25 protein-coding genes and 1 pseudogene are annotated in these 26,430 nt (G+C 59.3%); 19 read left to right on the top strand and 7 right to left on the bottom strand.

From position 1 onward, the window contains the following. Positions 1–4 precede the first annotated feature (4 nt). From IMCC21224_RS18250 to IMCC21224_RS18235, 4 genes are read left to right on the top strand one after another with little or no spacing between them, the layout of a single operon-like run. Positions 5–991 carry a TAXI family TRAP transporter solute-binding subunit gene (locus IMCC21224_RS18250; RefSeq protein WP_047996564.1) on the top strand — a complete coding sequence of 329 codons (987 nt, stop codon included), beginning with the start codon at positions 5–7 and terminating at the stop codon, positions 989–991. A 28-nt stretch (positions 992–1,019) separates the two neighbouring features. Then, positions 1,020–2,375 carry an adenylosuccinate lyase family protein gene (locus IMCC21224_RS18245; RefSeq protein WP_231582118.1) on the top strand — a complete coding sequence of 452 codons (1,356 nt, stop codon included), beginning with the start codon at positions 1,020–1,022 and terminating at the stop codon, positions 2,373–2,375. Continuing rightward, positions 2,372–3,790 carry a lyase family protein gene (locus tag IMCC21224_RS18240; RefSeq protein ID WP_047996562.1) on the top strand — a complete coding sequence of 473 codons (1,419 nt, stop codon included), beginning with the start codon at positions 2,372–2,374 and terminating at the stop codon, positions 3,788–3,790. The genes IMCC21224_RS18245 and IMCC21224_RS18240 overlap by 4 nt, the downstream gene beginning before the upstream one ends. After that, a complete protein-coding gene (locus IMCC21224_RS18235) occupies positions 3,787–4,956 on the top strand; it encodes an enolase C-terminal domain-like protein (protein ID WP_047996561.1) in 1,170 nt (389 codons plus the stop codon). The genes IMCC21224_RS18240 and IMCC21224_RS18235 overlap by 4 nt, the downstream gene beginning before the upstream one ends. Before the next feature lie 422 nt (positions 4,957–5,378). Here the strand turns inward: IMCC21224_RS18235 and IMCC21224_RS18230 are convergent. Beyond that, a protein-coding gene (locus tag IMCC21224_RS18230) for an IS3 family transposase (protein WP_156178119.1) occupies positions 5,379–6,517 on the bottom strand; the annotation gives its coding sequence in 2 pieces (ribosomal slippage) (positions 5,379–6,277 and positions 6,277–6,517; 1,140 coding nt in all). Between the two features lie 160 nt (positions 6,518–6,677). Here IMCC21224_RS18230 and IMCC21224_RS28980 point away from each other — a divergent pair. Then, on the top strand, positions 6,678–7,049 hold the full coding sequence (locus IMCC21224_RS28980) for a transposase (protein ID WP_369796050.1): 372 nt from the start codon (positions 6,678–6,680) through the stop codon (positions 7,047–7,049). Between the two features lie 35 nt (positions 7,050–7,084). Here the strand turns inward: IMCC21224_RS28980 and IMCC21224_RS18215 are convergent, their stop codons facing one another. Genes IMCC21224_RS18215 through IMCC21224_RS18205 form a run of 3 tightly spaced genes read right to left on the bottom strand, consistent with a single transcriptional unit; the run spans position 7,085 to position 8,609 of the window. Beyond that, positions 7,085–7,735 carry a MotE family protein gene (locus IMCC21224_RS18215; RefSeq protein ID WP_047996560.1) on the bottom strand — a complete coding sequence of 217 codons (651 nt, stop codon included), beginning with the start codon at positions 7,733–7,735 and terminating at the stop codon, positions 7,085–7,087. After that, positions 7,732–8,097, bottom strand: coding sequence for a hypothetical protein (locus IMCC21224_RS18210; RefSeq protein WP_047996559.1), 366 nt, complete (start codon positions 8,095–8,097; stop codon positions 7,732–7,734). The genes IMCC21224_RS18215 and IMCC21224_RS18210 overlap by 4 nt, the downstream gene beginning before the upstream one ends. A 14-nt stretch (positions 8,098–8,111) precedes the next feature. Continuing rightward, positions 8,112–8,609, bottom strand: coding sequence for a flagellar basal body-associated FliL family protein (locus tag IMCC21224_RS18205; RefSeq protein ID WP_047996558.1), 498 nt, complete (start codon positions 8,607–8,609; stop codon positions 8,112–8,114). 122 nt (positions 8,610–8,731) lie between these two features. On the opposite strand from IMCC21224_RS18205, the gene fliF reads away from it, so the two are divergent. Genes fliF through fliP form a run of 4 tightly spaced genes read left to right on the top strand, consistent with a single transcriptional unit; the run spans position 8,732 to position 11,991 of the window. After that, positions 8,732–10,366: a flagellar basal-body MS-ring/collar protein FliF gene (gene fliF, locus IMCC21224_RS18200; protein ID WP_047997258.1), complete on the top strand. Its 1,635-nt coding sequence runs from the start codon at positions 8,732–8,734 to the stop codon at positions 10,364–10,366. Continuing rightward, the gene (locus IMCC21224_RS18195) at positions 10,366–10,971 is read left to right on the top strand and encodes an ABC transporter ATP-binding protein (protein WP_047996557.1); all 606 of its coding nucleotides are present in this window, start codon (positions 10,366–10,368) and stop codon (positions 10,969–10,971) included. Before fliF ends, IMCC21224_RS18195 begins: the two co-directional genes overlap by 1 nt. Continuing rightward, positions 10,964–11,257: a FliM/FliN family flagellar motor switch protein gene (locus IMCC21224_RS18190; RefSeq protein WP_047996556.1), complete on the top strand. Its 294-nt coding sequence runs from the start codon at positions 10,964–10,966 to the stop codon at positions 11,255–11,257. The genes IMCC21224_RS18195 and IMCC21224_RS18190 overlap by 8 nt, the downstream gene beginning before the upstream one ends. A gap of 8 nt (positions 11,258–11,265) precedes the next feature. Further along, entirely contained in the window at positions 11,266–11,991 is a 726-nt protein-coding gene (gene fliP, locus IMCC21224_RS18185; protein WP_369796033.1) for a flagellar type III secretion system pore protein FliP, read from the top strand. Here fliP and IMCC21224_RS18180 read toward each other — a convergent pair. Continuing rightward, on the bottom strand, positions 11,982–12,767 hold the full coding sequence (locus tag IMCC21224_RS18180) for a DeoR/GlpR family DNA-binding transcription regulator (protein WP_047996554.1): 786 nt from the start codon (positions 12,765–12,767) through the stop codon (positions 11,982–11,984). The genes fliP and IMCC21224_RS18180 overlap by 10 nt on opposite strands. 267 nt (positions 12,768–13,034) lie before the next feature. On the opposite strand from IMCC21224_RS18180, the gene glpD reads away from it, so the two are divergent. The 10 genes from glpD to IMCC21224_RS18130 all read left to right on the top strand — a co-directional run bounded on the left by glpD (position 13,035) and on the right by IMCC21224_RS18130 (position 24,468). Beyond that, a complete protein-coding gene (gene glpD / locus IMCC21224_RS18175) occupies positions 13,035–14,639 on the top strand; it encodes a glycerol-3-phosphate dehydrogenase (protein ID WP_047996553.1) in 1,605 nt (534 codons plus the stop codon). A gap of 25 nt (positions 14,640–14,664) precedes the next feature. Next, on the top strand, positions 14,665–15,753 hold the full coding sequence (locus IMCC21224_RS18170; protein WP_047996552.1) for an ABC transporter ATP-binding protein: 1,089 nt from the start codon (positions 14,665–14,667) through the stop codon (positions 15,751–15,753). Positions 15,754–15,763: 10 nt separating this feature from the next. After that, positions 15,764–16,858, top strand: coding sequence for an ABC transporter ATP-binding protein (locus IMCC21224_RS18165; protein ID WP_047996551.1), 1,095 nt, complete (start codon positions 15,764–15,766; stop codon positions 16,856–16,858). Then, positions 16,858–17,730, top strand: a complete 873-nt coding sequence (locus IMCC21224_RS18160; RefSeq protein ID WP_047996550.1) for a carbohydrate ABC transporter permease — start codon at positions 16,858–16,860, stop codon at positions 17,728–17,730. The genes IMCC21224_RS18165 and IMCC21224_RS18160 overlap by 1 nt, the downstream gene beginning before the upstream one ends. After that, positions 17,731–18,597 (top strand): carbohydrate ABC transporter permease, encoded by an 867-nt coding sequence (locus IMCC21224_RS18155; RefSeq protein ID WP_047996549.1) that lies wholly within the window; start codon positions 17,731–17,733, stop codon positions 18,595–18,597. It abuts the gene before it with no gap. 21 nt (positions 18,598–18,618) lie between these two features. Further along, the gene (locus IMCC21224_RS18150) at positions 18,619–18,891 is read left to right on the top strand and encodes a DUF2160 domain-containing protein (protein WP_047996548.1); all 273 of its coding nucleotides are present in this window, start codon (positions 18,619–18,621) and stop codon (positions 18,889–18,891) included. Positions 18,892–18,961: 70 nt separating this feature from the next. Further along, positions 18,962–20,683 carry an ABC transporter substrate-binding protein gene (locus tag IMCC21224_RS18145; protein WP_047996547.1) on the top strand — a complete coding sequence of 574 codons (1,722 nt, stop codon included), beginning with the start codon at positions 18,962–18,964 and terminating at the stop codon, positions 20,681–20,683. A 147-nt stretch (positions 20,684–20,830) separates the two neighbouring features. Beyond that, positions 20,831–22,318 (top strand): glycerol kinase GlpK, encoded by a 1,488-nt coding sequence (glpK, locus tag IMCC21224_RS18140; protein ID WP_047996546.1) that lies wholly within the window; start codon positions 20,831–20,833, stop codon positions 22,316–22,318. 15 nt (positions 22,319–22,333) lie between these two features. Further along, entirely contained in the window at positions 22,334–23,311 is a 978-nt protein-coding gene (locus IMCC21224_RS18135; protein WP_047996545.1) for a class 1 fructose-bisphosphatase, read from the top strand. Positions 23,312–23,316: 5 nt separating this feature from the next. Then, positions 23,317–24,468, top strand: coding sequence for an iron-containing alcohol dehydrogenase (locus tag IMCC21224_RS18130; protein ID WP_047996544.1), 1,152 nt, complete (start codon positions 23,317–23,319; stop codon positions 24,466–24,468). A gap of 43 nt (positions 24,469–24,511) precedes the next feature. Here the strand turns inward: IMCC21224_RS18130 and IMCC21224_RS18125 are convergent, their stop codons facing one another. Then, positions 24,512–25,882: an aspartate aminotransferase family protein gene (locus tag IMCC21224_RS18125; protein WP_047996543.1), complete on the bottom strand. Its 1,371-nt coding sequence runs from the start codon at positions 25,880–25,882 to the stop codon at positions 24,512–24,514. A 311-nt stretch (positions 25,883–26,193) separates the two neighbouring features. Further along, positions 26,194–26,400: pseudogene (locus IMCC21224_RS28570) on the bottom strand (IS5/IS1182 family transposase); the annotation flags it as partial. Between the last annotated feature and the right edge of the window lie 30 nt (positions 26,401–26,430).

Raw genomic sequence — 26,430 nt, 5'->3', positions numbered from 1 at the left:
ATCCATGAAACGCAGAAACCTTATCGGCCTGTCACTGGCCGCACTGATGGCAGGCACCACCGCCTTTGCCCAAGACGCCGACCGCAGTGACTGGCCCGGCAACATCGTTGTCGCCACAGCGTCGCCTGGCGGGACATATGCTGTCTACGGACAGGGTGTGGCCAGCGTCATCTCGAACGCGCTCGGGGTTCCCGCATCGACCCAGCAGACGCAGGGTCCGCTGCAGAACCTTGTGCTGGTCAACAAGAAGCGGGTCGATGTGGGCCTGACCACGCTTGGACCGGCCTACGAGGCGATCCAGGGGGAGATGGAAATGGACCCCGGCACCAAGTATGAGGACGTGCGGGCGCTGTTCCCGATGTACGTCACCCCGTTCCAGGCCGCATCGCTTCAGAGGTCGGGGATCGTAAAGGTTTCGGATTTCGACGGCAAGACCGTCGGCACGGGTCCCAAGGGTGGCACGGGCGGCACGTACTGGGAGCGCTGGTTCGAAGCGCTTGGCCTGAATGTCGAAGTGCAGAACGGTCCCATCGGCGACCAAACCTCGCAGCTGGCCGATGGCCGTCTGGATGCGGTCGCGACTGCCGCGGGTCTGCCCATGTCCGCCTTCTCGGAGCTCGAGGCACTGCAACCTTCCGTCATCTTTGGGCTAAGCGATGACGAGCTTGCGGTGCTCCAGGAACGCGTGCCCTATGCACAGATCATGGAAATCCCTGCCGAGACCTATTCCTCGATCAGCGTGCCAGTGAAAACTCTCGGCATGTGGAACATCGCCTTTGCGTCACAGGACATGCCCGAGAGCCTCGCCTACGAGATTACCAAGGCGATCTTCGAAAACCATGGTGCCCTGCTGGCCACGCATGGCGCGGCAAAGGAAACGCTGCTCGAGAACGTCTCGATGAATTCGGTGATGCCCTACCATCCGGGCGCGATCCGGTACTTCGAAGAAAAAGGTATCGAGGTTCCTGCTGCCGTGAAACCGGCGGAGTAAGACAACAATGACCGAAGGAACTGCATCCGTGCCAAAAACAATGCCACACAGCGTGACCGCGCTCGATTCTCCGATATGGGGCCGCAGCTTCGTCGATGACGAGATGCGCGAGATCTTCTGCTCGGAACGCTACCTCGCGACTTGTGTCGAGGTCGAGGTGGCATTGGCACGGGCGCAGGCCGGTCTGGGGTTGATCCCAGAGGAGGCGGCCGCAGGAATCGCTGCCGCCTCGTCCAATCCGCTGGATCACGAAAGGCTGGCGCGGGAGACGGAGATCGTCGGATATCCGATCCTGCCGATCGTCGAGCAGCTCTCCGCCACGGCGGGGGAGGCGGGCAAATATCTTCATTGGGGGGCGACGACCCAGGACATCATGGATACGGCGACGGTTTTGCAGATCCGGGACGGCCTGACCCTCGTCCAGCGCCGGGTAGAGGCGGTACGCAGCGCGCTCGCCGTGCTGGCACGGACTCACCGCGATACGCCGATGGCGGGTCGTACCCATATGCAACATGCCCTGCCGGTGACCTTCGGGTACAAGGCGGCGACGTGGCTTTCGGGCTTCGACCGCCACGCCGAGCGGCTGGAACAGCTGTCGCCCCGCGTGCTGAACGTCCAGTTCTCCGGCGCGGCGGGCACTCTGGCGTCGCTGTCGGGGCGGGGGCTGGACACGCAGGCCGCGCTGGCCGCCGAGTTAGGCCTTGGCGTTCCGCCCATCACCTGGCATTCGATCCGCGATGGCATCGCCGAGACGATCCAGACCCTGGCGTTGATCGGCGGTAGCCTTGCCAAGATTGCGGGCGACGTGTCGATCATGATGACGACCGAACTCAGCGAGGTGGCGGAGCCCTTCGTCCGTCATCGCGGCGCATCCTCCACGATGCCGCAGAAGGCCAACCCAATCTCGTGCGAGCTAATCCTCGCGGCGGCACGGCTGATGCGCAACCATGCCTCGACGATGCTTGATGCGATGATCCATGACCACGAGCGCGCCACCGGACCCTGGCATCTTGAATTCTCGTCCGTGCCGGAAGGCTTTTCCACGATTTCGGGGATGCTGGCACAGGCCGAGTTCATGCTGGGGGGGCTGCGGGTCTACCCCGAGAACATGGGCCGCAACCTAGATCATTCGCGGGGGCTGATCGCGGCCGAGGCGGTTATGATGGCGTTGGCCCCCTATACTGGGCGCAAGGAGGCACATGATATCGTCTACGCGGGCTGCCGTCTGGCGGTCGAAAAGGAATGCACCTTGTTCGATGCCCTCAAGGACGTCGCCACGCTGACGGCCCATCTGGGGACCGAGGAGCTGAAGGCGCTGACCGAACCGCGCAACTACCTCGGCGAAGCGCCGACGATGGTCGACCGCGTCCTGGCTGGGCGATGACCGTGTCCGAGGGCACGCGACAGGAGGCGGATTCCCTCGGTCCGGTGACGATCCCCGTCGACCGCTACTGGGGCGCACAGACCCAGCGGGCGCTGGCCGTCTTCGCGATCGAGGGACCGCGGATGCCCGTGGGCATCATCAGGGCCTTCGCGCTGCAGAAAGCGGCGGCGGCGGAGGCGAACCGCGAACTCGGCGTTTTGCCTGACGATGTCGCCACGTTGATCCTCCGGGCGGCACACGACATGCACGAAGGTCGTTTCGACGATCATTTCCCGCTTCCCGTATGGCAGACCGGCAGCGGGACGCAGACCAACATGAACGCGAACGAGGTTCTGGCGAACCGTGCCAACGAATTGGCCGGGCAGGTACTTGGCACGCGTGTGCCGGTGCATCCCAACAACCATGTCAATCGTAGCCAGTCTTCGAACGACAGTTTCCCGACGGTCATGCAGATCGCCGCCGTGGAGGCAATCACAGGGCGTCTGCTGCCTGCCCTTTCGCGGTTCCACCAGACGCTGCAGGAAAAGGCGCACACTTATGAGGGTGTCGTCCGACTGGGCCGCACCCATCTCAATGACGCCGTACCGGTCACGCTGGGGCAGAATTTTGCATCCTACACTTGGCAGATCGTGCGGGCACAGCAGCGGATCGAGGCCACCTTGCCGGATCTTCATCGCCTCCCGCAAGGCGGAACGGCGGCAGGGTCGGGGCTGAACGCGCCGGATCGTTTCGCCGAGCTGTTCTGCAAGGCCCTGTCGCGGCGAGCGGGCGCGCCTTTCACGCCCCTGCCTGTTCCGGGCGAGGGGATGGCGGCCCATGACGCGATTGTCGCTGCCTCCGGGGTCTGCGAGGGGGTGGCGGTGTCGCTAATCCACATCCTGAACGACATCAGGTTTCTCGCCTCTGGTCCCCGCGCCGGGTTGGGAGAGCTGGATCTGCCAGATGACGGCCTGTCGTCGTCGATTATGCCCGGAAAGCGCAATGCGACCCTTGCCGAGGCTCTGATCCAGATCTGCCATCGCACACTCGGGAATCATGCGACAGTGGTCGCCGCCGGCGCCTCGGGCCTGTTCGAGCTGAACGTGGCAAAACCGGTCCTTATCCACGCCCTGCTGGAAAGCGTGTCAACGCTGGCGGATGGATTGGAGGCGTTTCGGAGCGGCTGTCTGGTTGGCTTGACACCGAACTTGGCGCGCATGGCGCGCAACGTGGACATGTCGCTCATGGTGGCAACCGCCCTGACACCGAGGCTGGGTTATGACGCCGTTGCGAAGCTGACCCGGAAAGCGGAGGTGGATGAGATGTCATTGCGCGAGGCGTGCTTGGCCGAAGGTCTGCTGAGCCCAGAGGAATATGACCAGTTGATCGACCCCGCGCGGATGGCGCGGGGAGGCCTGATGGAGGATAGCCAATGAAGATCGTCGCTATTCATCAGGCCGACCTGCCGATCAGCTCGCCAGGCAAGAACGCCGTTGTCGATTTCGCAGGGCTGAAAACCAGTGCCGTCGCCGTGGTGACCGACCAGACGCGGGACCGTATGCCGCTGGTGGGGTATGGTTTCGGGTCGATCGGGCGATGGGCGGAAGGTGGCGTGCTGACGGGGCGCCTGATCCCCCGGCTGACCGCAGAAAAGCCAGAGGCGCTGCTGGACGAACGCGATATGATAGACCCCGTCCGCTGCGCCGAGGTCGCCATGCGGAACGAGAAACCCGGCGGCCACGGCGGCAGGGCGGCGGCCATGGGCGCGCTAGATATGGCGCTGTGGGATCTTGTGGCCAAGGCCGAGGGCCGCCCTCTCTACCGTGTTCTTGCCGACCGCTACCACGAAGGCGTGACGGATACGGATGTCGCGGTCTATGCTGCGGGAGGCTACTACGGCCATGCCGGTCGGGAGGGCCTCAAGGACGAAATCCGGTCGTATCTCGATAAGGGTTACAGGGAGGTCAAGATCAAGGTTGGTGCCGTGCCGTTGGTTGAGGACATCGCCCGGATTGAGGCCGCGCTGGCCCTGCTCGACCATGACGGCGCCCGCCTCGCGGTCGATGCAAACGGTCGCTTCACCCTCGAGGACGCGCTGGCGTTCGGACGCGCCATCGCGCCCTACCGGTTGCGGTGGTACGAAGAAGCCGGCGATCCGCTGGATTACCGTCTTCAGGCGGTGCTGGCCGAAGACTACGAAGGTCCGCTCGCGACGGGCGAGAACCTTTTCTCGCACCAGGATGCGCGCAACCTTTTTCGGTACGCGGGAATGCGGGCGGACCGGGACATCGTCCAGTTTGACGCCGGGCTCTCCTATGGTTTGTCGGATTACATGAAGACGCTCGCGATCATGGACCGGATGGGCTGGTCCCGCAGGCAATTGCATCCGCACGGGGGGCACCAGATGTCGCTGCACATCGCCGCTGGTCTGGGCCTGGGCGGCAACGAAAGCTACCCCGGCGTCTTCCAGCCTCTCGGCGGCTTCGCCGATGACCAGAAGGTCGAGGACGGGCGCGTGTCGTTGCCGGACGTGGCGGGGATTGGTCTTGAGTTGAAATCCGAACTCTGGCGCTGGCTGCGGGAGACGTTTCCGACTGGATGATCGTTGCTGGAGGTGGTGGATCGTCTGAAAGGCGTATTTCGGGATCACCTAACGCGTTACAAAATGCCGCGCCGAAACATTGCCCGGACAACTTCCAGGTTGTTGATTTGGGCCGGTGGGATACAGATCCACAAGGTCGTGCCATTTTCGACTGCGGTGGCCTTTTGTATCGCGTGGCGCCAACAGCGGCAGAACACACACGCAACTTGGATCTGTTTCGCTGTATCAGCCCAGCGAACGCGGTAAGTCAGGTGCGGTAGCAGCGCTAGGGTCTGGACTTCGGTAACGGTGACCTCTCAGTCAAGCGCTTTTTGACATGCGTGTCCAGCCGCAAGTATCCCAGCGTTTCGGACGATGTGCAGCAGCTCGGCACAAAGCTCACGTGAGCCAAGCTGGACTTGCCACGCAAAAGTTCCGGTCTCTCAGCTCATGTTAGGAGGCCGTCTCTCGAAAGCCAAGGGACTTTTCCCGCCAAGGGATGAATGCCGTCTTCGCGGGTTGTAGAACCCATTGATGTATTGGAATATTGCTCCTTCTGCTTGTCTGCGGGTCGCCCATTTCTGACGCCAGATCAGTTCGGCTTTCAGAGATTTGAAGAAGGTCTCGACCATGGAATTGTCATAACAATTTCCCTTGCCGCTCATTGAGACCAGAAATCCATGCTGCTTCAGACTTTTCTGATAGTCACCTGAACAGTATTGAGAGCCACGATCCGTATGATGGATACAGCCTTTGGGTGGCTTTCGCAGCCCTACTGCCATGTCTAATGCCTTGATGGCCAGGTCCCGCTTCATCCGGTTACTGACCGCCCAGCCAATGACCCGGCGGGAGTAAAGATCGATGATCACGGCCAAATACAGCCATCCCTCGCTCGTCCAGATGTAGGAAATGTCCCCTGCCCATTTTTGGTTTGGGCCATCAGCAGAGAAGTCCTGATCAAGAAAGTTGGGGGCGACATTGAAGGCGTGATTGCTGTTAGTCGTGACTTTATGTTTACGGGTTCGAATAACCTTGATCGCGTTCTCACGCATCAACCGGCCTACCCGGCGGTGCCCGACAACAAGACCGAGATCGCGCAGTTCCTCCGTCATGCGAGGTCGGCCGTAGCTTTGCAGGCTAAGGCGGTGTTGTTCTCTGATATGGGCCAACAGCACCATGTCATCTCGCTGGCTTCGGCTGATAGGGCGGATCTTCCAGGCGCGAAACCCACGGGAAGTTACCCGCAAAACGCGGCATAGAAACTCAATGGGCCAGATCTTCTTCCAGGTGTCGATAAAGGCAAACCTCACGCCTTTTGGCCTGCGAAGAAGATCGTCGCCTTCTTTAACACTTCCCTCTCCTCGCGGAGTAGCCGGTTCTCTTTGCGAAGGCGGGCGTTCTCCTTCTCCACATCCTCATGCGGGCCGGACATCAGGTCATCATTCTGATGGTGTTGAACCCACTTGTTCAGTGTCGAAACACCAACCCCTAAATCAGACGCAATCTGAGGTCGCGTCAGTCCACTGCTTGTTGCAATGCGAACCGCATCACGTCTGAACTCGTCGCTGTATCTTGGTGCCAATTTGTGTCTCCTTCATTGCGAATATCGCTCGAAAGAGACCGGAACTAAATCGCGACAAGTCCAGGCAAACCGCGTCCTGCGTCCTTGCCGGGCAGCGGACCGCCCGAACATGGGCATCGGCGGCATCACACCCGCACAGAAACTGAAAATGGCCGCGTAAATTCTACGACAGAACCCCGTTAAAAATGGGGAGATTGGTCCCGTCTCTGCGGCGATGTTGATCGCCGAATTGCCTGAACTCGGTCGGATGACGTCAGGCGAAGCCGCTGCCGTGACTGGCCTGGCGCCGGTCCCACATGACAGCGGGGCAATGCGAGGCAGCAGAACGATTTCTGGCGGGCGACGATCGCTGCGACATGTGCTGTTCCAAGCTGCGCTCGCCGCAGCTTGTCATAATCCAGTTCTCAAACCGGTCGCAAAACGTCTCAAAGAGCGCGGAAAACCACATAAACTCGTCATTATCGCAATCGCACGAAGGCTGGTCACAATCGCCAACGCGATCGTCAAAACCGGCATACCTTGGCAGCTTTAGCCCAACCGATAGACACAGTTGCTAGCAAGTATCCTCTATTCTTTCGGCACCTCCGCATTGCGGCCCGCCAGGACGACACTGATGGTATAAGCCGATTTTGGACTTAGCCCGGCCATGATAGTGGCAGCGGCGTCCGGCCGCATCCTTCCGAGAAACCCAGCGGCAAATTCGGGGGTCATCTCCTCGAAAAGGGCGGAGGCTTGCTTGGGTTTCATGTTTGCATAGACATCGGTCAGTCGCGTCAGATCGTCTTCGGCTGCGGTTGACGCGAGGGCGAGGGTTCCCCTCAATTTGGTTTCCGCTTCTTCCAAAGCTGTCATCTTTCGGTCGATCTCGATTTCGGCAACCGAAAGGGCCTGCATGCGTGTCCGGATGTCCGTCTCGCTCTTGCGAATGCGGCCTTCCCGTAAAGTAAGCGCGGCCAGAACGGGTGCAATATCCTCTTCTGCAGTGCAGCTGACCGTAGGTCGGTCGTGACCTGCACCAGATTCAGCATAGGCGACATTGCCGCTCAACTCTTTGGCCATCGCCTGTCCGGTCCCCGAGCCAACGCGTACAAAGGCCGACGTCAGAAGTAACCCCCCGATTAGCGCCAGCGCACCGCGATTGCGCCGCCATTTACTTACTGGCTTTGCAGCATTTTCGTTGTGGGATGGCTTTGTCTTGCAGAATGTGGGTAGCTTCATCGGCCAAATCCATTTTGTGAGCGTCGTGAAAAAACGGGTCCGGCCGATGGTTCCGAAGTTTCTGACGTGGCCTGATTTGGGGGCAGATCGTGCATGGATGCCACCATGAGTTCGAGCCGCTTTGCGACCTCCTCGGCCCGAGCGGTTAATTGGGTCAGCGACGTGGCTGACGCCCCGGCCGTTTTTTGCGCTGCCGCAAGCGTACGCGTCAGGTCATCAACCTGGGCGGACAACACCGCAACCGCACCTCCCACACCGCTTTCCAGATCGTTGAAACGGGTCAGGCGACGGGCAAGAATGAAACAGTAAAGTCCAGCCCCGAGGGCTCCGGCAACAAGTAGGATATCCGCAATGAGATCCATCAGAATTCCCTTTCTCAGTTTAGAACGAATTCCATGACGAGTAGATCCTCGACACGTTCCGGTCCTGTGACAAGCTGCACCCTTCGGAGCATCTGCGATCGCAGTTTGATCAGTGCCCCCGGAGCTTCGATATCGCGATTCTCGAGCGCGCGGAGATAGCTGTTAAGAACATCCACCACTCGTGGCAGAATTCCTTCAACCTCACTGGCATGCCGACTGGGCACCTCAAGGTCCGCGCGAAATATCAGATGTTCGCTATGTGCGCCGGGTCCGAGTGACACGATGAGCTGCGGTAGCGATACAAAAGTCACGTCATCCACCGGCGCGCTCTCTTCTGCGTGATCCGCGCTGGTCGAAAGGGCATGGCTGTTGCCGCTACCAAAAATTAGTCCGGACGATACGGCATAAAATCCGCCGCCCCCCCCGGCCAAGGCCAGGGCCAATCCAATAATCATCGGCAGTTTCCGAGACGTTTGTGGAGGTTCTGCCCTTTGTACGGTCGCGTCAGTCATTCGTTATCCTTTCGCTGTCTTGCACTCATTTATAGTCGACATGAACTAACTGATTGTTAAGGCTGATCGGCCAAACATACCTCGAGCGGAACGGTGGGTTCCGACAGACGGAGGTTGGTTTTTTGCAGCAGATTCTCTCAGTGTGGAAAGCACTTAGCGCGGGGCGTCGCGTTCTTGTGGTCGGGGCCACCCTGGCGATGTTTGCCGCGATTCTCGCGATGTCGCGAATGGCGTCTCAGCCCAATATGGCGCTGTTGTATGCGGGTCTCGAATCGGGCGCAGCGGGCGATGTGGTCAGGGCGCTTGAACAACGAGGGAGCGTTTACGAAGTGCGGGGTGGGGGGATCTTTGTGCCTGCTGCTTCGCGCGACGAATTGCGTATGACATTGGCCGCCGAAGGTCTGCCGGAAAACAGCAATCAGGGATACGAATTGCTGGATTCTCTGTCCGGGTTCGGTACCACATCACAGATGTTCGACGCTGCGTACTGGCGTGCTAAGGAAGGGGAGCTTGCCCGTACGATTGTTTCGAACCCGCTGATTGCGTCGGCGCGGGTGCATATCGCGAACAGCTCGGCCAATCCGTTTCAGCGGGATGTGACACCCTCGGCCTCGATCTCGGTTGGTACCACTGGGGCGGTGATTTCGGCCACACAGGCGCGGGCGCTGAAATATCTGGTGGCGTCCGCGGTTCCCGGGCTCGTGCCCGAGGGCGTTGCCGTTATTGACGGCAAGGGGGGCTTGATCGGGCTCGACGATGAATCAGCCAGTGGGAGCATTGCGGACGACAAGGCTGATCAACTACGTGACCGAGTCCAACGTTTGGTCGAGGCGCGTGTTGGATCGGGCAACGCGGTGGTCGAGGTGAGCGTGGATACGGTCACGGAGACCGAATCAATTCTTGAGCGTCGGTTTGATCCCGAAAACCGGGTTGTGATCAGTTCTGACACCGAAGAGCGAAGCAATCAGTCACAGGATGCTGGCGGCGGTGATGTGACCGTTGCATCGAATTTGCCTGACGGCGCTGGGGGTGGCGGTGACAGCTCCACTAGCCAGAACAGCGAAACCCGAGAACGTATGAACTATGAAGTGTCCGAAACCACGCGTGAAATCACACGCGCAGCCGGAGCGATCAAGCGCCTGACCGTTGCGGTGCTGGTCAATGGCAGCTTTGCTCCAAATGCAGAGGGTGCGCAGGTTTTTGTGCCACTCCCCGAGACGGAATTGACGGCACTTCGAGATCTCGTCGCTTCGGCAGTCGGGTACGAGGAATCACGGGGTGACGCGATTACCATTCGGTCACTCGCGTTCGAAAAACCGGGCGGACTGGGAACCGAAGCGGTGACGGAGAGCTGGTTTGCGTCAAATCTTGACCCGCTTTCGATGATTCAGATGGGCGTTCTCGCGCTGGTGGCACTGATTCTGGGACTGTTTGTTGTGCGCCCAATCTTCGCTGGGCGGCCAGTCGAGGCGTTGCCTGCGACGTCCGGAGGAAGTGCTTTGGCGTTGGGAGACAACAGGGTGTCCGACGCTCTGACCGGGGAGATCGATCCGGACGACAAATTCGATAACCTGCCAGTCCTGGCGAGTAACGGCGAATTCGGGAGCAGTGATTTTCCTGGTATGGGAATGGTCGATTTTGATGGGTCGACCGAGAAGGACCCAGTCGAGCGATTGCGTGGTTTGATCGACCAGAGACGGGACGAAACGGTAGAGATCCTGCGCAGCTGGCTCGATGATTCACAGGAGGTAAACTGATGCAACTTGTCGATTTCCTTGAGGATTTCGAGGGATTCCGGGCGCCTCTCTCTGGCTTGGCAACTCCGGTCGGTCCAGCAATCGATCTTGAGGGCGAAAAGCTCGAGTCTTTCGAAGAAGGGTATCGGGCCGGATGGGACGATGCAATCAAGGCCCAATCCGACGACCGCACTCGCATTTCGAGCGATTTCGCGCAGAATCTTCAGGATCTGTCGTTCACCTATCACGAGGCCTATAGCCAAGTCCTGAGCGCGATGACTCCGCTGCTAGAGGAGATGGTCAATTCGGTTCTGCCGAAATTCGCGCAGAATTCGCTTGGCCTCCACATTCTCGAACAATTGCGGGCCAAGAGCCGCGATATTGGTGCGCTAGACGTCGAAATTGTCGTTTCGCCGCAATGTATCGAGGCCGTGAAGGTCAGTCTGACACAGGACTTTGGCTTTCCGCTGCAACTGGTCGAAGACGACAGCATGGCCGACGGGCAAGCCGACATAAGGTTCGGGAACATGGAGCAACGTATCGACTTGAGCGAAGTTCTCGTCGGCGTTGATCAGGCCTTGCAAGGCTTTGTGCATGAAAATCAGAGGAAAATCGCCAATGGATAATCTTGCCCGCGAAGCGGCATCCCGCGCCGAAGGCGCAACGCCCCTGACATCAGTGCCAATCGAAATCACCGTGTCGGTGGGGCGTGCACGACCACTGGTTCGCGACCTTCTCAAACTCGATCAGGGATCGGTTCTGATTTTGGACAAGCGGATTGAGGATCCTGTCGAGCTTTATGTAGGTGACCGCCTGATTGGGATTGGCGCCCTCGAAGTGGTCGATGGGGATGGCAAGGGTATGCTGGCCGTGCGCCTGACCGAAGTTGTTGATTTTCAGGCCCCGACCTGAGGATGCGTTTGTTCACGGGAACTCTCACGGGGTTGGCTTTGCTGTTGCTGCCGGGTGCGGCAGCTGCGCAAGCGCTCTCACTCGATTTGGGTGAGGGCGGGTCGGTCACAGCCACCAGTATGCAACTGATCGCATTGATCACGGTACTCAGCCTCGCGCCGGGCATCGTGATCACCGTGACCTGCTTTCCGTTCATCGTGACGGTGCTTTCCATTCTTCGCCAGGCCATCGGGTTGCAGCAATCGCCGCCGAACATGCTGATTGTCAGCCTCGCATTGTTCCTGACCTACTACGTAATGGAGCCAGTGTTCACGACATCTTGGGAACTGGGACTGCAACCCTTGATCAATGAGGAAATTGACGTGGAAACAGCTTTCGATCGTGGGATCGCGCCGTTTCAGGACTTTATGGCGGCGCGGACCGACGGCAATACCTTCGCTGCCATGGCGGACCTAAGACCCGACGCAACGGGAACCGAGCTTTCTCGGGATGCACCGCTGTCGGTTCTGATCCCGAGTTTTATCTTGTCCGAAATTTCGCGCGCATTTCAGATCGGGTTTCTGATCTTCCTGCCGTTTCTGATCATCGACCTCGTTGTCGCTGCGGTCCTTATGTCGATGGGGATGATGATGGTGCCCCCGTCGATAGTGTCATTGCCGTTCAAGCTCGCGTTTTTTGTTGTTGCGGATGGCTGGTCGCTGCTGGCCGGCGCGCTGGTCCGCAGCTATTTCTGAAACGGCTCCGGGGATGGTGGGCTTACTTTTACGTCAGTGCCCCATTCGCGGCAAAGGGCACCAAGGCGCCGATGCGGTGTCGCATCGGTAAAGAAGGTATCAATTTCCGCAATGGACGCGATCCGCGCTGGTGCGCTGCGCTTAAACTTGGAAGCATCTGCCACCAGAAAGGTCTTGCGGGATTGTTGCAGGATGGTCTGACTCACCCCGACTTCCTGAAAATCGAAATCGAGCATGTCGCCGTCCAGGTCGAGGGCCGAACAGCCGATAACAGCGAGGTCGAATTTGAACTGGCGGATCGTTTGCGTGGTCAGATTGCCCATCAAACCACCGTCGGAGCGACGCAGAGATCCACCCGCAAGGATAATCTGACAATCAGGATTCGCCATGAGGATATTGGCGACATTCATGTTGTTGGTCACGACCAGCAGGTTTTTGTGTGCCAGCAACTGGCGCGCGACGGCTTCCGTGCTCGTTCCGATGTTCAGGAATACCGAACTGTCAGCTGGGATATGCGCGGCGCAATTGCGAGCAATCGCGGCCTTGGCGGCGTCATTTAGCGCGCGCCGGTCCTCGTATTCGATGTTCGAAGTGCCAGAGGGCAGAACCGCGCCGCCGTGGACACGCTCAAGACGCCCGGCATCGGCAAGATCGGTCAGGTCGCGGCGGATCGTCTGATGGGTGACGCCAAAATATTCGGCGAGCCGTTCGACGGATACTTTGCCCTCGCGGCGCGCCATGTCGAGGATTTCAGGCTGTCGGAAAGTTTGCGACATAGGTTTCCTTTAGGCCTGTGCTGCGGCTCACCCGGTACGTGATTCGCGCTCAGTATCGCACAGGAACGCGTGAAAATGATCATAAGGTGCAGCAAGTTTTTTGGATTTTTAGTCAGATCGATGCGATGAGCTAAGAATTTTACTTATTTCTTTCAGTATGATAGGGCCAGCCCTCGGAAAGCGAAAAAAATCGAACACAAAAACCTTTCTAAAGGCGCGAAGTGATGCCATAATTCCGAAAAGCGAACATTTATCTGGGGGGAGCCTATGTCTGCTGACGATCAGACCCAATCAGCGCTGGACCTCTTCATCATCGGCGGCGGCATCAACGGCTGCGGAATCGCGCGTGACGCGGCTGGTCGGGGGCTGTCTGTCGCATTGGCCGAAATGAACGATCTGGCTTCGGCCACCTCATCGGCTTCGACCAAACTGTTTCACGGCGGGTTGCGGTATCTGGAGTATTTCGAGATTCGCCTCGTGCGGGAATCGCTGATCGAGCGGGAAACCCTGTTGCGTGCGATGCCCCACATCAGCTGGCCGATGCGATTTGTCCTGCCTTACCACAAGGATATGCGGTTCGAGAGCGAAACGCCGACATCGCGGCTACTCAATACGGTGATGCCGTGGATGAAGGGACGCCGTCCGGCATGGCTGATCCGCCTGGGTCTGTTTATGTATGACACCCTCGGCGGGCGAAAGATACTTCCTGGAACACGTACGCTGGACCTGTCAGATGCGCCGGAAGGTGTGCCGCTGAACGACAAATTCCGGCAGGCGTATGAATATTCCGATTGCTGGGTGCAAGATTCGCGGCTGGTCGTGCTGAATGCCCGCGACGCAGAAGCACGCGGCGCAAAGGTGATGACGCGAACCAAAGTTCTGGCGGCTGAGCGGGTCGATGATCTGTGGCACATCACGCTGGAGGATACCGGGACGGGTGCGCAACGCACCGTCCGTGCGAAGATGCTGGTCAACGCCGGTGGCCCCTGGGTCGGCGACATCATCCGTACCAAGATCCGCAGCAACTCAAAGGAAGGTGTGCGACTGGTCCGGGGTAGCCATATCGTGACGAAACAGCTGTATGATCACGACAAGTGCTATTTTTTCCAGGGTGAAGATGGGCGGATTATCTTTTCGATCCCGTATGAGCAGGACTTTACCCTGATCGGCACGACGGATGCCGAACATCACGACCCAGCTGTCAAACCAATCTGCACAGATGAAGAGCAGGCATATCTTTGCGCCTTTGCGTCCAAGTATTTTGCGACGCCAGTGACGCGTGCCGATGTGGTCTGGACCTATTCGGGTGTGCGTCCGCTGTACGATGACGGTGCCAGCAGCGCCACAGCAGCGACCCGGGATTATACGCTCAAGGTTGACGATGCGGGCGGTGCGCCGGTGCTGAACATCTTTGGCGGCAAGATCACCACTTACCGACGGTTGGCGGAAAGCGCGCTGGATCGGATTGCGCCGTATTTTCCGGATTTGCCGGGCAAATGGACGGCGGGTGTGACGTTGCCGGGCGGAGATTTTCCGGTCGGTGACGCGCCGGTTCAGATGCAGGCGCTACAAGATGATTTTCCGTTTCTGACCGGTCCTTGGGCGCAGCGGTTGATCCGCGCTTATGGCACCGAGGCGCGGAAAATTCTGGGCTCTGCCAGTGCGGCTGTCGATTTGGGTCGGGACTTTGGCGGAAGTTTGACGGAGAATGAAGTGCAGTGGTTGATGCGGAACGAGTACGCGCGCACCGCCGAGGATGTGGTCTGGCGTCGTTCGAAGCTTGGGTTGCGCATGACAGGCGATCAGATCTCGGCACTTGAAACATGGATGAAGGACGTTCGGGCAAAAGCGGCCGCAGACGCCGCAGAATAGTCCGGACCAAACTGGGGGGAACGCGATGACGCTTGCTTTGCAAGGGGTCTCGAAGGTCGTCAACGGCCAGACACATATATACCCGACGGATCTGACCCTCGAGAAGGGGACGATGAACGTGCTTTTGGGGCCGACGTTGTCGGGCAAGACGTCGTTGATGCGGCTGATGGCCGGCTTGGATGTGCCCAACAGCGGCACGATTCACTGGCAGGGTAAGGACGTGACCGGGATGCGGGTGCAGGATCGCAAGGTGGCGATGGTCTACCAGCAATTCATCAACTATCCGTCGATGACCGTGTATGACAACATCGCGTCGCCGATGCGGTTGCTTGGCAAAACATCGGCAGAGATCGACGCCGCGGTGCTCAAGGCTGCTGACCTGATGAAGCTGGGTCCGATGCTGCAACGCAAACCGCTTGAACTTTCTGGCGGGCAGCAGCAGCGCTGCGCATTGGCGCGGGCGCTGGTCAAGGATGCCGGGCTTGTGCTGTTGGACGAACCTCTGGCCAACCTTGATTACAAGCTGCGCGAAGAATTACGGATCGAGATTCCCAAGATCTTTGAAGAGGCGGGCAGCATATTCGTCTATGCCACCACCGAACCCGAAGAGGCGTTGTTGCTGGGTGGGAACACCGCGACCCTGTGGGAAGGGCGTGTGACCCAGTTCGGTCCGACGCCGCGCGTCTACCGCCAACCTGTCGATGCGACCACGGCGCGGGTGTTCAGCGATCCGCCGATGAATTTCCTGACGATGTCAAAGGCGGGCAACATCCTGCAATTTGGCGACGGTCAGAGTGCAGTCGCCACCGGTAAGTTGGCCGAATTGGCGGATGGAACTTACACCGCCGGTTTTCGCCCGAACCATGTCGAAATTCACAGACTTGCCGACGATGCGCTTACGTTCAACACCCGGTTGGTTGTGACCGAATTGACTGGCTCGGAAACCTTTGTTCATTTGCAGCATCACGGCGAACGCTGGGTCGGCCTGATCCACGGGGTTCACAAGTTGAATTTGGGCGCAGAGCTGCCAGTCTATCTCGACCCTCGGCACATCTACATCTTTGGCGAGAATGGCAGTCTTGTTGCCCCCGCCGCCTACGCGCAAGCCGCCTGAGGAGGGGTCCATGGCCAAAATCACTCTCGATAACCTCGCCCATTCCTACCTCAAGAACCCGAAATCCGAAGAGGATTTTGCGCTCAAGGAGCTGAACCACGACTGGGTCGATGGCGAAGCTTATGCGCTGCTCGGATCTTCGGGCTGCGGCAAGTCTACGCTGCTCAACATCATCTCGGGGCTGCTGCAGCCGTCGCAGGGGCGTATCCTGTTCGACGACAAGGATGTGACCCACGCGCCGACGGCCGAACGCAACATTGCGCAGGTGTTCCAGTTTCCGGTGGTCTACGACACGATGACCGTGCGCGACAATCTGGCCTTTCCGCTGCGCAATCGTGGGGCGGACCCGGCCTATGTGGCGCAGCGCGTGCAGCAGATCGCCGCGATGATCGGGATGGAGGCAACGCTGGATCGCAAGGCGCGCGGTCTGACGGCTGACGCCAAGCAAAAGATCAGCCTGGGGCGCGGCATGGTCCGAGAGGATGTGAACGCCCTGCTGTTCGACGAGCCACTGACCGTGATCGACCCTCATATGAAGTGGGAGTTGCGCACGCAGTTGAAATCGCTGCACCATGAATTTGGCCACACGATGATCTATGTCACGCACGACCAGACCGAGGCGCTGACTTTCGCCGACAAGGTGGTGGTGATGTATGATGGCCGCGTCGTTCAGATTGGCACACCCGAAGAACTGTTCGAAAAACCGGCGCATACCTTTGTTGGCTATTTCATCGGATCACCCGGCATGAACGTGATTCCGGCCCGGATCGACGGTGCGGTCGCCTATATTGACGGCTCGGAACTGGCTCTGACGCAGGGGTATGGCGCGCTGGGTGGCAAGGTCGAGATTGGCGTGCGTCCGGAATATGCCACCCTGTCCGCGACCGAAGGCCTGCCGGTTCAGATCCGCCGGGTCGAGGATGTGGGCCGCCACAAGATCGTACGCGCCAGCCTTTTTGGTCACGATATCAATATCATCGCGGATGAGGGGGACAACATCGGCCCTGAAATGACCCGTGTCATCTTTGATCCGGCGCATGTGAATGTTTACGCCGATGACTGGCTGGTGACGCCGCAAAGCACAAAAATGGGAGAGGCCGCCTGATGGAAAAGACCGTCAATCAAAAGGCATGGTTCCTGGTCCTGCCGGTGCTGATCCTTGTGGCATTTTCCGCCGTCATCCCGCTGATGACCGTGGTTAATTATTCGGTGCAGGACAGCTTTGGTCAGAATCAGTTCTTCTGGGCCGGCATTTCGTGGTTCGACGATCTGCTGCATTCTGACCGGATGTGGAACGCGCTGGGTCGCCAGATGGCATTTTCCGCGATCATCCTCGCCATTGAGGTGCCTCTGGGCATCTTTGTCGCGCTGAACATGCCGAAAAAGGGCTTTTGGGCATCGTTCTGTCTAGTGCTGATGTCGTTGCCACTGCTGATTCCGTGGAACGTGGTTGGCACAATCTGGCAGATCTTTGGCCGGGTCGATATCGGTCTGCTGGGCTATACGCTGGCGTCTCTTGGTATCGACTACAACTATACCCAAGGTTTCTTTGCTGCGTGGAGCACGCTGATTGTCATGGATGTGTGGCACTGGACCTCACTGGTGGCGCTTCTGGCTTACGCCGGCTTGCAATCCATCCCCGACGCCTATTACCAGGCGGCCAAGATCGACCAGGCGTCGCGCTGGGCGGTGTTCCGCTACATCGAGCTGCCCAAGATGACGGGCGTGCTGATGATTGCGATCCTGTTGCGGTTCATGGACAGTTTCATGATCTACACCGAACCGTTTGTCGTCACTGGTGGCGGACCCGGGAACGCCACGACATTTCTGTCGATTGATTTGGTCAAGATGGCGCTGGGCCAGTTTGATCTGGGGCCGGCAGCGGCGTTCAGCCTGATGTATTTCCTCGTCATCCTGCTGATTTCATGGGTGTTCTACACGGTCATGGTCAACCTCGACAAAAGGGACGGTGTGTAAATGACTGACGCAACCACAACCAGCATCCCCGGCAACCTGACCTCTGGGCGCGGGAAAAAGCGGACCCTGATCAAAGGGTCAGCCATCGTAATGGGCCTGTATCTGCTGTTCCTGTTGCTGCCGATCTACTGGCTGCTGAACATGAGCCTCAAGACCAATACCGAGATCCTCGGAGCGTTCTCGCTCTGGCCACGCAATCTGACCTTCGCGAACTATACGACCATCCTGACGGACCCGAGCTGGTACATGGGCTACGTCAATTCGCTGATCTACGTGGTGATCAACACTGTCATTTCGATCACCGTGGCGCTGCCTGCGGCCTATGCGTTTTCGCGCTACAGCTTTATGGGCGACAAGCATCTGTTCTTTTGGCTGCTGACCAACCGGATGGCCCCGCCGGCCGTGTTTGCGCTGCCGTTCTTTCAGCTCTATTCGTCAGTCGGGCTGTTCGACACGCATATCGCGGTCGCGCTGGCGCATTGCCTGTTTAACGTTCCGCTTGCGGTCTGGATTTTGGAAGGCTTCATGCGCGGCGTCCCCAAGGAGATCGACGAAACGGCCTATATCGACGGTTATTCGTTCGGGCGGTTCTTTGTGAAAATCTTCATGCCGCTGGTTGCGTCCGGCATTGGTGTGGCGGCGTTCTTCTGCTTCATGTTCTCGTGGGTGGAACTGCTGCTGTCGCGGACTTTGACCTCGGTGAATGCCAAGCCCATCGCCGCTACCATGACCCGCACAGTGTCGGCCTCCGGCCTCGACTGGGGAGTGCTGGCGGCCGCTGGCATCCTGACAATCGTGCCCGGCGCGCTGGTGATCTATTTTGTGCGCAACTACATCGCCAAGGGCTTTGCCCTGGGCCGCGTTTGATATGAAAAAGGAGTGAACACAATGGCATGGATGGCATGGACCTGGCCGACCGCCACCTTTTTCGGGGTGATCGCTCTGCTACTGATCACCTTCACGGTGCTCGCAATCAAATTTCCTGAGACGCCGCGTGTTGGCGTGCTCAGGATCGAAACGACACGGGGCGACCGCCTCTTCATCACTCTTCTGGGCTCGGCCTTTATCAATCTGGCCTGGCTCGGGATCGTCGGCGCGAACCAACCTTACGCGCTGATCGCCTGCCTGATCTATGCCGTCGCGGTGTTCCGCTTCGTCTAGATCACAGCGCATCCGGGGCGCGAGGAGATCTCGGATACGACAAGAACGGTTCAATAATGGGAGGAACCACATGAACCTGAATCTTAAATCCACCACAGCGGTGGCTGCGGCACTGGCGTGTTTCGCCAGCCCGTCGTTCGCCGACATGGATGCCGCTACGGCATTCCTCGACAGCGAAATCGGCGATCTCTCTAGCCTGACCCGCGAAGAGCAGGAATCCGAAATGCAGTGGTTCATTGATGCCGCTGCCCCGTTCGCGGGCATGGACATCAAGGTCGTGTCGGAAACTATCGACACACACAGCTATGAATCCAAGGTCCTGGCCGCGGCGTTTAGCAAGATCACCGGGATCAATCTGACCCACGACCTGATCGGCGAAGGTGACGTTGTCGAAAAGCTGCAGACACAGATGCAGTCGGGCGAAAACATCTATGACGCCTATATCAACGACTCGGATCTGATCGGCACCCACTGGCGCTATCAGCAGGCGCGCAGCCTGACCGACTGGATGGCGAACGAAGGCTCGGACGTGACCAACCCCGGTCTCGATCTCGACGATTTCATCGGCACATCGTTCACCACCGGCCCCGATGGTGAGCTGTACCAGCTGCCCGATCAGCAGTTCGCGAACCTCTACTGGTTCCGCTACGACTGGTTCAACGATGAACAGAACAAGGCCGATTTCAAAGCGAAATATGGCTACGATCTGGGCGTTCCGGTCAACTGGTCCGCGTATGAGGACATCGCCGAATTCTTTACCGGCCGCGACCTGTCGCGTCTGGGTGTAGAAGGTGACGTCTTTGGCAACATGGACTACGGTAAGAAAGACCCGAGCTTGGGCTGGCGCTACACCGACGCGTGGATGTCCATGGCCGGAATGGGCGACAAGGGTGAACCCAACGGCCTGCCGGTCGACGAATGGGGCATTCGCGTCAACGAAAATTCGCAGCCCGTCGGCGCCTGCATGACCCGTGGCGGTGCCACCAATTCGCCCGCCGCAGTCTATGCCGTGGACAAAGCGATCAAGTGGCTCAACGATTACTCGCCGCCCGCCGCGCAGGGCATGACCTTTTCCGAAGCCGGCCCGATCCCGGCGCAGGGCAATGTCGCACAGCAGATGTTCTGGTACACCGCATTCACTGCGGCGACCGTGCTGCCTGACCTGCCCGTGATGAATGAGGACGGCACGCCGAAATGGCGCATGGCCCCCTCGCCGCACGGCGCATACTGGGAAGAGGGCATGAAAGTCGGCTATCAGGACGTGGGTTCCTGGACGCTGATGAAATCCACACCTGTGGATCGTGCCAAGGCGGCCTGGCTCTATGCCCAGTTCGTGACCTCCAAGACGGTGGATGTGAAGAAAGCGCACGAAGGTCTGACCTTCATCCGTGAATCCACCGTTCAGCACCAGTCCTTCACCGACCGCGCGCCGAAACTGGGCGGCCTGGTGGAATTCTACCGCTCGCCGGCCCGCGTTCAGTGGTCGCCGACCGGTACGAACGTGCCGGATTATCCCAAGCTGGCACAGCTGTGGTGGCAGAACATCGGTGACGCCATGTCCGGCGCCAAGTCCTCGCAGGAAGCACTCGACAGCCTCTGCGGTGACATGGAATCGGTGATGGAGCGTCTTGAGCGGGCAGGCATCCAGGGCGACATCGGCCCCAAGATGAACCCCGAAGAGACCGCCGAGTACTGGCTCGAGCAGCCGGGTGCACCCAAGCCCAAGCTTGCGAACGAGGACGAAGAGCCCAAGACCGTCAGCTATGACGAGCTGATCGCGTCCTGGAAGTAAGACACGACCGCCGGGGCCCTGCTTGGGGCTCCGGCTTTTTTGTGCTTATCTCTCGGACAGACGTCCGAAGTCTTGCACCAAACGGGCGGCGGGTTTTACATCGCCTCCCGTTTCGTCCAAGAACTTTACAGCATGAGAGGAGAGGCCGTGCGCTATATCCTGGCCATCGACCAAGGCACCACATCCAGCCGCGCGATCCTGTTCGACGCAGACATGAAAATCACTGCCGTCGCACAGGAAGAGTTCGAACAGCATTATCCAGCCTCAGGATGGGTCGAACATGACGTGTCGGATTTGTGGTCGACCACAGCGGGCACCTGTCGCCAGGTTATTGAGCGCGCGGCGATCTCGGCCGGGGACATCGCCGCGATCGGCATCACCAATCAGCGCGAAACCACGATCGTCTGGGACCGCGACACCGGGCAGGCCATTCACAAGGCCATCGTCTGGCAGGATCGGCGTACCTCGGACATCTGCGCCGCGTTGCGTGAAGAAGGTCACGAGGCGATGTTCACCGACCGGACCGGCCTGCTGCTGGATCCGTATTTTTCGGGAACCAAGCTGAAATGGATTCTCGATAACGTAGACGGGGCGCGGGACAAGGCGCGCGAGGGCAAGCTGCTGTTCGGCACCGTCGACAGCTACCTGATCTGGAAACTGACCGGCGGGGCGGCGCATGTCACCGACGCCACCAATGCCGCGCGGACCCTCCTGTATGATATCCGCAAGGGACGCTGGTCGCAGACCATTTGTGACCTGCTGGATATCCCGATCACGATGCTCCCCGAGGTCAAGGATTGCGCCGCCGATTTTGGCATGACGCGGCCCGACCTCTTTGGTCGCGAAATACCCATTCTGGGCGTTGCGGGTGACCAGCAGGCGGCGACGCTGGGGCAGGCCTGTTTTCAGCCCGGAATGTTGAAATCCACCTATGGCACCGGCTGTTTTGCGTTGCTCAACACCGGCGACACGCCCGTTGCGTCCAAGAACCGACTTTTGACCACCATCGCCTATCAGCTTGACGGGAAACCGACCTATGCTCTCGAAGGGTCGATTTTTATCGCAGGGGCAGTGGTGCAATGGCTGCGCGACGGGTTGAAGATCATCCGGGATGCCAAGGAAACGCAGCCGCTCGCTGAAAATGCCGATGCTGGGCAGAATGTTGTCCTTGTCCCGGCGTTCACCGGTCTGGGTGCGCCATATTGGAACGCTGAATGCCGTGGCGCAATATTTGGCCTCACGCGCAATTCCGGTCCCGAGGAGTTTGCACGCGCCGCGCTCGAATCCGTTGGGTATCAGACCCGCGATCTGCTTGAGGCGATGCACGCTGACTGGACCCCGCAGGGCGGTGATCAGACGCTGCGGGTCGATGGCGGCATGTCTGCCTCCGATTACGCAATGCAATTCCTGTCGGATATCATCGGAGCGCCGGTTGATCGGCCACAGGTGCTGGAAACGACGGCGCTGGGGGCGGCATGGCTTGCCGGTCAGCGCGTCGGCGTGTACCCGGATATGGCTGGATTTGCCGAAAAATGGCGGCTCGACCGCAGCTTTGACCCCGGTATGTCCGACGAAGATCGCGCGTCGAAATACGGCGCGTGGAAACGCGCGGTTTCCGCCGCGATGAGTTTTTGATTTGAAAGGCCAAAAATGACCTCCATCACTCTTCGCCGCCATCTGACCGATGCCGGGCACGATTCCGACCTGATCTTTCTGCTCGAAGACATCGCGTCGGCCTGCCGCGCCACCGCCTACGAGGTCCGCAACGGCCCGCTCAAGGGCAATCTGGGCGTCGCGGGCAGCACCAATGTGCAAGGCGAGGATCAGAAGCCGCTCGATATCATCGCCAACGACATTTTTCTGGCAACTTGTGCCAATTCTCCCCGTCTTGCCGCGCTGGTGTCGGAAGAGATCGAAGAGGTGGTCTGGCTGAAAGAGCCGAAAAAAGGCGATTATCTGCTGTTTTTCGATCCGCTCGATGGATCATCGAACCTGGATACAAATTTGTCCGTCGGCACGATCTTTTCGATCATGCAAGTCGCCGAGGATGGCGACCGCAACGTGTTGCGCCCCGGCTCTGATCAATTGGTGGCGGGCTATGCGCTGTATGGCCCCGCCACGATGATGGTGCTGGCCGCAGGGAAGGGTGTGCAGAGTTTTACGCTGCATCAGGGCTCTGGTATCTTCCGTTTGACGCATGCCGATATGAAGATCCCCGAGGGGACGGCTGAATTTTCGATCAATGCCTCGCGCCAGCGCTTCTGGGAGCCGCCGATGCGGGCCTATGTCGATGACTGCCTGGCGGGCAAGGATGGGCCGCGTGGCGTGGATTTCAACATGCGTTGGGTCGCGTCGATGGTGGCCGAAGTTCATCGCATTCTGATGCGCGGCGGCGTGTTCCTCTATCCGCTGGACGAAAAGAACCGGGATATGGGGGGACGTTTGCGGCTGCTGTACGAAGTGGCGCCGATGGCCAAAATTATCGAGGCCGCAGGCGGCGCTGCCTCGACCGGACGCGAGCGGATCATGGATCTGGTGCCGACCGAGCCGCATCAACGTGTCCCGGCGATCCTTGGTGCCAGTGACGAGGTTTGGCGGGTCGAGGCTAAACACGCCGCAACGCCCTGACGGATATGGTGCCGTTTGCGCTGAACACTCCCACGCGGATTATCTTTGGCCGGGGTCGTGCCGCTGGGCTGCCCGAAGAGGTTGCCGCGCGCGGAAGGCGCGTGCTTTTGGTGCGCGGCCGATCCGTTGCATGGGCGGATACCTGCACCGCGTTATTGCGCGATCTCGGCTGTACCGTGTCGGTTCTGCACTCCGCGGGTGAGCCGGACCTGCCGCAGATCGAAGCGGCGCTGGCGCGGTACAGAGATGATCGTCCGGACTGTGTTCTGGCCATTGGTGGCGGCGCGACGCTCGATCTGGCCAAAGCGCTGGCGGCTCTGTTGCCTGCCTCGCGTCCACCGCTGATCTATCTCGAAGGGGTCGGAGGTGGTCAGCCCCTGGATGCCGAACCGCTGCCGTTTGTTGCCTGCCCGACCACTTCGGGCACTGGTGCCGAGGCGACGAAAAATGCCGTAATCGGCGTGCCGTCACACGGGCGCAAGGTCAGCCTGCGCGACGACAGGATGCTCGCCGTACTGGCGCTGGTCGACCCGGCACTGACGGACAATTGCCCGCGTGCCGTCACGCTGGCTTCTGGCCTCGATGCCATCACGCAAGTGATCGAGCCGTATCTGTCCTGCCGTGCCAATGCGCTGACCGACGCGCTTTGCCGCGACGCGATCCCCCGAGGGCTGCGGGCATTGGCACGACTGATGTCGGACGAAGACGCCGATGCGCGCGATGATATGGCGTTGACGAGCCTGTTCGGCGGGATCGCGCTGGCCAATGCCGGGCTTGGTGCGGTGCATGGACTGGCCGGAGTGATCGGTGGTCGGTTTGCAACTCCGCATGGCGCGATCTGTGGTCGGCTTCTTGCCCCAGTTTTGCGCTTGAACGAGGTCAAGGTTGCAGAGGCGGGCCTGGACACCATGCGCTTTGCTGAGGTTCGTGTCTGGATTGCGACTGAGCTGGGCGGAAACCCTGCCGACGCTTTTGATACGTTGGAATGTTGGGCCACATTGCACGGTTTGCCCACGCTGCGGGCTCTGATGGCGTCAGAGGCTGACGTGGGCCAGATCGCTGAAGAGTCGACCGCTGCGTCGTCCATGCGGGCTAATCCGGTGCCGCTGGCCAAAGATCGACTGGAGCAATTGCTGGCAACCGAGTTATCTGGATGACCTGACCTGTGCCCCGAATGCGAGGGCACAGGTCGTTGCTGGATCAGCCCAGAACCTTGCGCACCGCGCGCGCGGTCTTGTCTGCAACTTCATCGGCCTCTTCTGTTGACAGGCAGAATGGCGGCGCAAAACCCAAAATATCCCCCTGAGGCATGGCGCGTCCGATTACGTTTTCTTCCATCAGGGCGGCAGCGATGCGCGGCCCCACCTTTTCGGACGCGTCAAAGAAGGTCCGGCTATCCCGATCCTTGACGAATTCGATGGCACACATCATGCCCGCGCCCCGGATTTCGCCGACATGGGCATGATCGCCCAGTGCCTGGGACATGACCTTGTTGAGGTAGGCCCCATTCTCGCCCGCTTTGCGCACCAAATCTAGATCGTCGAGCAGCCTGAGGTTAGCCACACCCGCAGCCGCACCAATGGGATGGGCCGAATAGGTCCAGCCATGGCCGATCGGACCATTCTCGTCCGTGCCCTGTTCCAGCACGCTCCACATCTTCTCGCTCACGATGGACCCCGACAGTGGCGCATAGGCGCTGGTCAGGCCTTTGGCGATTGTGATCAAGTCCGGCTTTAGCCCGTAATGTTCGGATCCGAACATCGTGCCAAGCCGACCAAAACCTGTGACAACTTCATCCGCGATCAGCAGGATGTCATACTTGTCCAGCACAGCCTGAATCGCGGCCCAGTATCCTTCAGGTGGCGGCACGATTCCCCCGGTTCCCAGGACCGGCTCGCCGATGAAGGCGGCGATGGTGTCAGGCCCCTGTGCGACGATCAGGGCCTCCAGTTCAGCAGCACAATGCGCAGAAAACTGCGCTTCGCTCATGCCGAGATCCGGACGACGGAAGTAATAAGGTGCCTCGGTGTGAACCACCTGACTCAGCGGCAGGTCGAACTTTTTGTGAAAAAGTTCCAGCCCGGTCAGCGATCCGGTGACCAGTCCCGAACCATGGTATCCACGCCAGCGCGAAATGATCTTTTTCTTCTCTGGGCGTCCCAGGATGTTGTTGTAATACCAAACCAGTTTGATGTTCGTTTCGTTGGCATCTGATCCAGACATGCCAAAATAGACTTTGGACATGTGATCGGGTGCCCGGTCAAGGATCATTTTGGCCAGGGTGATCGAGGCTTCGGTGCCGTGGCCAACGTACGCGTGGTAATAGGCCAGCTCGCGGGCCTGCGTTGCGATGGCTTCCGCGATTTCTTGCCGTCCGTAACCGACGTTGACACAATAGAGGCCGGCAAAGGCGTCGAGCAGCCGGTTGCCCTCGCGATCCTCGATATGGCAACCCTGTCCGCCAGTGATTACCCGCTGTGGAACGTTGCCACGTGCAAATTCGGCAAGATGCGTTGACGGGTGGAAAAAGTTTTCCCGATCCCACTGCTCCAACATGTCATTTTTCAGCATAGTCATTTCCTTTCTTCAGAATCCAGTTGGGGCTGGCGCAAGAGTTTTCGTACGAAAACTCTTGCGCCAAAATCTTTCTCGAAAGATTTTTGCCTGCTGGAACCTCGTATCATGCCCCATTCGGGACACATACCTGAACTCGGCAAAAGGCTCGAGTCCCTGTGGTTCCACACCCCAACAGTTTGCAGCACCAATGGATGGCACGGTGGCCGCCCACCGCCTCCTCTCGGGCATTTTCAATGCCCTGCCGTGCAACGGGACATGCGCTTGCACAGCAATCCGGCGATAAAGGTCTGCGTCACGTCGCCCTAAACAACCAGCCCGTGCCAATTTTCCATCAAAGTATGCCCCATGAAAGACAGCACCGCGCCGGTGCCGGAAGATGTTTTGCAAATCCGAGCCTTCGGATCGGTGGCCAAGGCATGGGGCGCGTTCAAACGCTTTGCGTCCTTGAAGCCGACAGTGGTGTTGCGATTGCGGTGACTGGCGTGGGGCTCGGTTCGGGTCGGCTGATCATCAGGTGGATTGGCAAGCGCATTGCCTCCCGC

It is taken from the genome of Puniceibacterium sp. IMCC21224 (genome assembly GCF_001038505.1).
GTDB lineage: Bacteria > Pseudomonadota > Alphaproteobacteria > Rhodobacterales > Rhodobacteraceae > Puniceibacterium.
This window is presented reverse-complemented; position numbering and strand designations above follow the sequence as displayed.